Origin of the sequence: Pseudomonas sp. PDM22, from assembly GCF_014851965.1 — a bacterium.
Taxonomy (GTDB): domain Bacteria; phylum Pseudomonadota; class Gammaproteobacteria; order Pseudomonadales; family Pseudomonadaceae; genus Pseudomonas.
This window is the reverse complement of sequence record NZ_JACVAR010000005.1, coordinates 609,241-617,379: the sequence shown is the minus strand read 5'-3', so window position 1 is coordinate 617,379 and position 8,139 is coordinate 609,241. Positions and strand designations below refer to the sequence as shown.

The window sequence follows — 8,139 nt, the reverse complement described above, 5'->3', positions numbered from 1 at the left end:
GGTTCTGGTAGAGGCGGTACTGGCGGGCGAGGCCCAGCAACGCAAAGCGGGGCACAAAAACCACCTCGTAGCGGGATTCGTCCCGTGACATGGCCAGCAGGGAAAAGCGGCTGATCGTGCCGTACAGGGTGCGCAGTGGCGGAGCGATTGGCGGCGTGTAGCCGGGAATGCCCAACTGTTCGGACGGCGCGCGCAAGCTGAAGCTGGCGTCCTTGCAGAGGAAGGCGTCGGCCGGGAGATCGCGGTGGGTGCTGGTGAATTCGATGCGGTAGGTGAAGGGTTGGCTGAGGGCTTCATCGCCGCTGAAGGCCAGGACATCCAGAGGCGCATCGACGTCCCTGACGCTGAAGGTATGACGGCTGTGGTCGAAGAAGCGGTGGGCGGCATCGATGAGCATGGCGGGCGTCCATTCCAGAGGAATGGTCATCCCACCAGTTAGGCTGTCGCCTTGTCAGTCGGACCAGTCCGTAACGGCCGTCCGATTGGTCGGCATGTATGCCTGCCTATCCTCAGTCCAACCGCTCCGCATAGGTCGTCACCAGGTACGCCACTGCCTCGCTGTCCGCCGGGTTGCGGTAGCTGTGCGGCTGGTCGGCGTAGAACAGGATGGAGTCGCCGGTGCCGAGGAGGAAGCGTTCTTCGTTGACGCTGATTTCCAGCACGCCCTGGGCGACCACCAGGTTTTCCTGGGTACCGGGGGCGTGGCCGGTGGAGTGTTCGGTGGCCAGGCCCTTCAGGCGCAGTTCGTAGAATTCCACCTGGCGCGAGACGTCGAAGGGGAACAGGGCGCGGCTGACGAAGGCGCCGTCGCCGCTGACCAGGCGCTTGCTGTCGCGCGCCGGCAGCAGCGCCACGCCGTCGAAGGCGCGGTCGTCGAGGAAGGCGGCGACCGAGACCTTGAGGCCCTGGGCGATCTTGCTCAGGACCTTGATCGACGGCACGCTGCGGCCGGATTCGATCTGCGCGAGCATGGTACGGCTCACGCCACACAGGCGGGCGAGGCCGTCGAGAGAGAGGTTGCGCTTGGCGCGCAGGCGCAGCAGGTTGCTGGCGACGCGCTCGCCGATGGGATCATCCGACGCGCTGGAGGTATTTTGTGCAGCGTCGAACGCCACGGCGGGCAGGTCCGTGGCGAGCGGCAGGCCCATGGATCAAGCCTCGCGGCGGCCGCTGTCGCGGCTCTGCTGGACGATCTGGAAGGCGTCGTAGCCGGCGCGCTGGGCATACAGCATCCACATCAGCTCGGCCTGGCGGCGGGCCTGACGGCGCGTGCGGTGGCGGGCGAGGTCGATGATGTTGTCGGTGCGGTCCATGGCGGCTCCAGAAGGCTTGCAGACAAGCCGGTTGCGGTGAGTTGGAGCTACCTTAGCCGTGATTCTGTTAGAACCAGAAATACTGAATTAGCATTTGGTAATTACTTATTCGGCTATATCGGGCGTGAAGGAAAATCCGCCTGAACCGCCACGGACACTGCGTCCGGCCGCCAGAATTCCTGGTCGAATTCCACCAGCAAGCCGTCCTCGGCGTAGTTCAGCCGCTCCAGCACCAGGTTGCTGGCGCCGGAGGCCAGTTGCAGCAGCTCGGCGTGGTCGTCGTTGACCGTGCCCAGTCGCAGGTTGAGCGTGCAGCGCGTCTGCACCTTGCCGAAGCGCTCGCGCAGCACGGTGGTCAGCGAGCGATCCAGTCGCGCGTCGAGCAGGTCCGGGCACCAGCTGGCGAGCAGGGTGTTGATCTCCACCAGCACCGGGCGGCCGTCAATCAGCCGGCGGCGGTGCAGGCGGAACACCGGTTCGTCCGGCGATGGCAGGCTCATCCGCGCGGCGAGCCAGGCGCCGGCGCGGCGGCGTTCGGCGCTCAGGCATTCGGTCTGCGGTTCGCGGCCCTGCAGGCGCACGTAGTCCATGAAGCTGACCAGCCGCGTCGGGTCGTAGTCGATGCGCGGCGGGCTGAGGTACCAGCCACGGCGGTTCTCGCGGTAGATCAGCCCCTCGGTTTCCAGTTGCTGCAGCGCCTGGCGCAAGGTCACGCGGGTGCACTCGAAGCGCTCGGCGAGGTCGCGCTCGGGAGGCAGTTTCTGCCCGGCGAGAAAGCGCTTCTGGGCGATGTCCGCGGCCAGCTGGTCGCGGATGCGCGCGTAGTGCGGCGGGATGGCCTGGTAGAGCATGACGGTCCTCAGGAATTGCCGCTGGCCAGCGCCGGAGTGCTGGGTGGTTCGTCGTGCAGTTCGCGCCGCCAGGCCAGCAGGCCGTAGACAGCGAGGCCGACGAAACCGGCGTACAGCCCGGCGGTGAGGTACAGCGCCTTGTAGAGGAATACCCCGGTGTAGAGCACATCGAGGATGATCCACAGCCACCAGCTGGCGACGTACTTGCGCGCGGCCCAGAAGCTCGCCACCAGGCTGAAGGCGGTGAGCGCGGCGTCCAGCCAGGGCAGGGCGGCGTCGGTGTGGGTATGCATGGCCCAGCCCAGGGCCAGGGCGCCAACGGCACCGGCCAGGCAGCTGGAGAGGGCGGTCGCCAGCGGCAGGCGTTCCACGCGAACCTTGCCGTGGTCGCTGCCACCCTGGCTCCACTGCCACCAGCCGTAGAACTGCAGCACCACGAAGACCAGTTGCAGGAGCATGTCGGAGTAGAGCTTCACGCTGAAGAAGATCCACGCGTAGAGCAGCACCGCCACCACGTTCACCGGCCAGCACCAGCGGATGCGCCGGGCCGTGAGCCAGACGCCGAGCACGTTGACGATCACCGCGATGATTTCCAGAGCAGACATTGCCGCTTTCCTCAGAAGTTGACGCTCGCCGTCAGGCGAGCCGTGCGCGGCGCACCCTGGAACAGGTAGCCGTCGCCGAAATATTCACCGACATCGCGCCAGTAGCGCTTGTCGAACAGGTTGTCGACGCTCAGCCGCAGCGTGGTCGGGTAGTCGCCGATCCGTGTGCTGAAGCGCGCGCCGGCGTCATAGACGGTGTAGCCGCCGACCTCCACCGCGCCGTCACGGTCGGCGTACTTGGCGCCGCTGTAGCGCGCCGTGCCCAGCAGCGAGAGCCCCGGCACTTCGGCCAGCGCGTAGTCGGCCTGGAGGCTGGCGCGCAGGCGCGGGACGTTGATCGCCTGGTGGCCTTCGTAGTCGTCCGTGTCGCTGCCCACCACCCGCGAGCGGATGGCTGCGACGCTGCCGCTCAATTGCAGCGCGGAGGTTACCCGGCCACTGGCGGACAACTCCAGCCCGCTGTTCTTCTGCTGGCCCTGCTGCACATAGGTGAAGGTGCCATCGCCGTTGGGCCGGGCGAACTGGTAGGCCTGGTGGATCTGGAACAGCGCGGCGCTCCAGTCGAAGCCGGGCAGTTCCTGCTTGATGCCTAACTCGACCTGGCGCGAAGAGGTGGGCGCCAGGGTATCGCCGGCGTTGCTGGCGAACCAGGGTGCCTCGCCGCCCAGGGACAGGCCCTTGCTGTAGCTGCCGTAGATCGAGATGTCCTCGCGCGGCTTGAAGATCAGCGCGCCATTGGGCAGGAACTCCGAGCGCCGGGTGTGGCGGGTGGTGTCGCCGTCACTGTCGAAGGTGCGTTCGTCCAGACGCACCTGGCGACCGCCGAGCACCAGTTGCCATTGCTCGTTCAGGCTGATGCGGTCGCTGGCGAACAGGCCGTACTGGCGGCTGTCGAGGTGACGGTAGCTGTGGCCGGGCTCGCCATCGAAGGGCTCCACGGCGCCGATGCCGGTGTAGATGTTGCCGGTGCCGACCCATTCGTTGAGTTCGGGGCGGCTGTCCAGTACACGGCGGAAGGCCGAGGTGCCGACAGTCAGCTCGTGGCGCAGCCAGCCGGTGGCGAACTGGCCGTGCAGCGCGGCTTCCAGTTCGTCGTTGCGACGGGTGTCGTCCGGGCTGCGGAAGTCGTAGAGGTCGTAGTCGCCTTCGGGGCTGAAGTAGTTCGGTACGGCCGAGTCGGCGCAGCTGGCGGCGCCGTAACAGCCCCACGGGAAGGCGCTGTAGTCGTCGATCACCACCTTGCTGCGCGAGGCGCTGAGGGTGCCGGTCCAGGCGTCGTCGAAGCGGTACTCGAAGCGCGTGTTGAGGTTCAGCGACTCGATGCGTACCGGGTCGGCCCAGCTCTGGTAGCCGATGCGGTCGTGCGGGTCGATGCCGTGGGGCAGTTCGCTGCCGCCCAGCAGCTGGTAGCCCGGCGCCGAGGGCTGGCGGCGATTCTGGTACTCGGCGTCGAACTGCCAGAGGGCGTTGGGCGAAAGATTCCAGTCCAGTGCCAGGGAGGCGAAATCACGGTTGCCGTCGGTGTGGTCGATGTAGGAACGCAGGTCCTCGTGGGCCAGGTTCACCCGCACGCCGACGGTCTGCTCGGCGTCCAGCCAGGCGCCGACATCAGTGGCCAGGTAGCGGCCACCTTCCGCGTCGGTGCCGAGTGTCACCGAGCGCACGTCCTGTGGCCGCTTGGTGACGTAATTGATTACCCCGCCGGGTTCGGACACGCCGCTCTGCAGGCCGGACAGCCCCTTGAGCACCTCGACCTGTTCCTTGTTTTCCAGCGCCACGTTCTGCTCGCCGGTGATGGTACGGCCGTTGATCTTGTAGCTGCTCGCAGCATTGAGCGAGTAGCCGCGGATCTCGAAGTTCTCGTAGTAGCCCACCGGCGCGTAGGCTTCTCCGGTGGAGGCGTCGTTCTTCAACACGTCGCTGAGCAGGCGCGCCTGCTGGTCCTTGAGCAACGCCTGGTTGAATACCGAGATGGAAGCGGGCGTATCCAGCAGCGGCGCCTCGCCGAAGCCGCCGACCGAGGCGCGGTCGCTGGCGTAGCTCCCGGTGTCCTGGCCGATCACCGTGACGGTATCCAGGGTGGTGGCTTCTTCGGCCTGGCCGGTGCCGCTGGCCAGCAGCACGGCCAGGGTCAGCAGGCTGAGGGGAAATCGCGTGCGCGCGGGGCGCGGCAGGTACTGCATGGAACGCTCCTGAATATTGCCGGGGCGTGCGCCGGGAATGTGCGGGGCAGAACCCCTTCCGCGCGAAACGGATGGCCTTGGATGTGAGACGTGATTGCCCGCGGGCGGGCTGTCAGACCGGAGCTGCTCCGGTGGTCAATGGCAGGGAAGGCTCTGCGGCCCACTCCTGCAGCGAGCCGTCGTAGATCGCGACCCGCGTTTCCCCGGCCAGTGTCAGCGCCAGGGCGAGGGCGGCGGCGGAGATGCCGCCGCCGCAGTACAGCAGCAAGGGTGGTTCAGCCTGACGCAGCCCGGTGAGGGCCTCGCTCAGGGCTGCACCGCGCCGGTAGCAGCCGTCTTCGTCGAACAGGTTGCGCGCCGGCAGGTTGCTGCTGCCGGGGATGTGCCCGCGACGGGCATAACGGGTGACGGCGCTGCCGTCGAACAGGGCGGTGGACAGGGCGCAGACCAGCGTGCCGTGAGCATTGCCGGCCACCACCTTCTCGACGTCGTGACGTTCGATCCAGAAGCCGCTTTGGTACTTCGCCGGGGTCGAAAGCTTCCCGCGTCGGGCAACGACCCCCTCACCTTCTTCCAGGGGGAAGCCGTGAGCGATCCACGCCCGCAGCCCACCATCCAGCACGGCCGCGTCGATGCCCAGGCTGCGCAGCATCCACCAAAGGCGTGCGGCCCAGAAACCATCGGTGCGGTCGTAGATCACGATCAGCGAATCGTCGTGGATGCCCAGCTTCTGCAACGCGTCCAGCGCTGCCCGAGCTTCCGGCAGGGCGAAGCTGAAGGGCGCGTGGGCATCCGCCAGATCGCCCAGCAGGTCGGCATGCCGCGCGCCGCGAATGTGCCCGGCGAGCCAACCGGCGTAGCCGCTCTGTGCGCGGTAGTCGCCGTCGAACTGCGGGGCAGCGAGTTCGACGCTGGCGTCCAGCAGGCACAGGCGCGGGTCGTCCAGCGTGGCGGCGAGCGCCTTGGCGCTGATCAGAATGTCGCTCATCTCAATCCACCTTTGCGGCCAGTTGGCGGATATGGTCCAGCAGGCGCTGGCCTTCGCTGCCGAGGAACCAGCGGGTGTGGCCGATCAGGTAATTGTCGTAGGCCAGCGAAGCGCTTTCGGCCGAACCGAGGATGCCGTGGAAGTAGATGACCTCGGACAGCGCGAAGTCCGCATGCACCAGCGGCAGCAGCGCGGCCAGCGCGAGCAGGTCGTCGCGGCTCAGCGGGCGCACGCTGGAGTAACCCGCCAGCAGTGCGTCCAGCGCTTCGAGGTCGGCCACGGCGGCGCGGCCCTGGTCCAGCTCCAGCCAGGGCACCAGGTTGCGCTCGATGGCGGTGGCCAGGTCGAACAGCGCGAAGCTGCGGTCGCTCAGGCCGAAGTCCAGCACCGAGATCACCTGTGCCTGCGCGCCGTCCTCGCTCCACAGCAGGTTGGAGGCGTGCCAGTCGTTGTGGGTCCACAGCGCCGGCTGGCGCCGCAGGTAGGGCAGCAACTCGCGTTGCAGCGGCAGATGCAACTCGCCCAGGGTTTCTTTCCACGGCCGCGCCTGCAGGTAGTCGGCGAGGGCGGGGGCCTGAGGGAAGGTTGCTTCAATGGCAGCGAGCGGGTCCGCCGCGCCGAACAGGTTCAGGTTGCTGAGCAGCACACCGGCACGCCGCGAGGGGGCATCGAAACCTTCGGCGGCGCGGTGCAGTTTCGCCAGCGCGGCGCCGGCGGCGAAGGCGTGGGCGTTGTGCTGGAAGGGCGTCCAGGACAGCGCGTCGCGGTACAGGTCCTGGCCTTGGGCCTTCTCATGAACCTCATAGGTCCAGCCGTCCCGCTCGATGGCGCTGCGGCCTTGGTCATCGCGCAGTACCCGGGCGACCGGTGCGCCACGGCTGGCCAGGTGATCGAGGAAGGCGTGCTCTTCCGCCAGCCAGTCAGCGCTGCGCACGCTGGGGTGGTGACGTTTGACGAACAGCGTGCCGCTGGCGCTCTCAACCAGCGCAGCAGCGGAGAAGGGGCGGGGGCTGTGCCAGATCAGGCGGGCGTCGCCGCCCGCCTCGGAGAAGTCTGCCAGCACGGCGGCGACTTCCGCTTCGGTCAGCGCCGGCCAGTCGGCCTCCACCGGTTCCAGGCCCATGCCGTGGCTCAGGCGTTTCGTCATGCTGGGCTCTCCCCTTGCCAGGCATTGCTGGTGGCGCCGCGCCAGATTTCCGGGTCGCGCAGCACACCATGGTCATGCAGCCACTGGGCGTAGGGCTGCAGCAGTTCTTCGCGCTGCTCGCCCCAGCGGCCCTGATGCAGCCAGCTGGGCGCGATGCGCCGCAGGGATTCTGCCAGCATCTCGCGGGGAAAGTAGGGAATGGTGCGTTCGTAGACCGGCAATGCGGCGTCCGGCTCGGCCGCCGCGGCGAGGAATCCCTGTGCGGTGACGGCGATAAAGCGCCGGGCGACGTCTGCGTTTGCATCCAGCCAGTCCTCGCGGGCACCCAGCAGGTAGCTGTGGTAGGGCGGCGCGCCGATCTCGTCCACCGGCAGGACGACGCGGCGTTCGTCGGCGATGGAGCTCGGCAGCAGTGCCTCCCAGGCCCAGTAGCCGCCGAAGCTGGCATCGGCGTGGCCGGCGGCCAGGTCTTCCGGGCGCAGCTCGCGGAAGCCGGCATCGACCAGTTGCACCGCGTCCGGGTCACCGCCATCGCGGGATACCAGGTGGCGCACCATGGCCACGCCGCGCGGCGTCGGGTTCAGAGCCAGGCGTTTGCCCTGAAGGTCCCGGGGGCGGCGGATACCGCTGTCGGTGAGGGTCTGGATCGATTCCAGAGCGCGATGGTTGATCGCCGCCACGCCGATCAGCGGCTGACCCAGTTCGCGACGCACCAGCAGGCGATTGCTGGGGAACACGCCGAAAGCAGCAGCGCCGCGCGCCAGGTGGTCCAGGGTGTCGCCGTGGTAGGGGTCGTGCACCACCAGCTCCACGTCCAGCCCCGCGTCGCGGTACCAGCCGCGTTCACGGGCGAGGTAGAAACCGGCCGAGTTGGGCCAGGGATGGAAGTATTCGAGCATGACCCGCAAGGCAAACATGGAACCTATCTCCGATACGGCCAGCGGCCGGCGACTGCGATGGAGCGTATTGAAGAGGAGGACATTTGGTATATACCAATATGAATTTAACTGGTTTTTATAATCATATGGAATAAAAAGACTGTCGGCGGGCTG

At 67.4% G+C, this 8,139-nt stretch carries 9 protein-coding genes; all 9 read right to left on the bottom strand.

Features of this window, described 5'->3' with window-relative positions:
• On the bottom strand, positions 1–397 hold a 397-nt coding region (locus IB255_RS20540), incomplete at its 3' end, for a contractile injection system protein, VgrG/Pvc8 family (RefSeq protein ID WP_263866024.1).
• A 112-nt stretch (positions 398–509) separates the two neighbouring features.
• Complete coding sequence (locus tag IB255_RS20535) at positions 510–1,148, bottom strand: helix-turn-helix domain-containing protein (RefSeq protein WP_192210799.1); 639 nt, start codon at positions 1,146–1,148, stop codon at positions 510–512.
• Positions 1,149–1,151: 3 nt separating this feature from the next.
• A complete protein-coding gene (locus IB255_RS20530) occupies positions 1,152–1,313 on the bottom strand; it encodes a hypothetical protein (RefSeq protein ID WP_017519129.1) in 162 nt (53 codons plus the stop codon).
• 113 nt (positions 1,314–1,426) lie between these two features.
• Positions 1,427–2,164 carry a UTRA domain-containing protein gene (locus IB255_RS20525; protein WP_192210798.1) on the bottom strand — a complete coding sequence of 246 codons (738 nt, stop codon included), beginning with the start codon at positions 2,162–2,164 and terminating at the stop codon, positions 1,427–1,429.
• 8 nt (positions 2,165–2,172) lie between these two features.
• Complete coding sequence (gene pnuC / locus IB255_RS20520) at positions 2,173–2,769, bottom strand: nicotinamide riboside transporter PnuC (RefSeq protein WP_192210797.1); 597 nt, start codon at positions 2,767–2,769, stop codon at positions 2,173–2,175.
• A gap of 11 nt (positions 2,770–2,780) precedes the next feature.
• Positions 2,781–4,952 (bottom strand): TonB-dependent siderophore receptor, encoded by a 2,172-nt coding sequence (locus IB255_RS20515; protein ID WP_081518357.1) that lies wholly within the window; start codon positions 4,950–4,952, stop codon positions 2,781–2,783.
• Between the two features lie 112 nt (positions 4,953–5,064).
• Positions 5,065–5,940 carry a sulfurtransferase gene (locus tag IB255_RS20510; protein WP_192210796.1) on the bottom strand — a complete coding sequence of 292 codons (876 nt, stop codon included), beginning with the start codon at positions 5,938–5,940 and terminating at the stop codon, positions 5,065–5,067.
• Position 5,941: 1 nt separating this feature from the next.
• Entirely contained in the window at positions 5,942–7,087 is a 1,146-nt protein-coding gene (locus IB255_RS20505) for a phosphotransferase enzyme family protein (RefSeq protein WP_192210795.1), read from the bottom strand.
• Positions 7,084–8,004, bottom strand: a complete 921-nt coding sequence (locus IB255_RS20500; protein ID WP_192210794.1) for an ABC transporter substrate-binding protein — start codon at positions 8,002–8,004, stop codon at positions 7,084–7,086. Before IB255_RS20500 ends, IB255_RS20505 begins: the two co-directional genes overlap by 4 nt.
• Positions 8,005–8,139 lie beyond the last annotated feature (135 nt).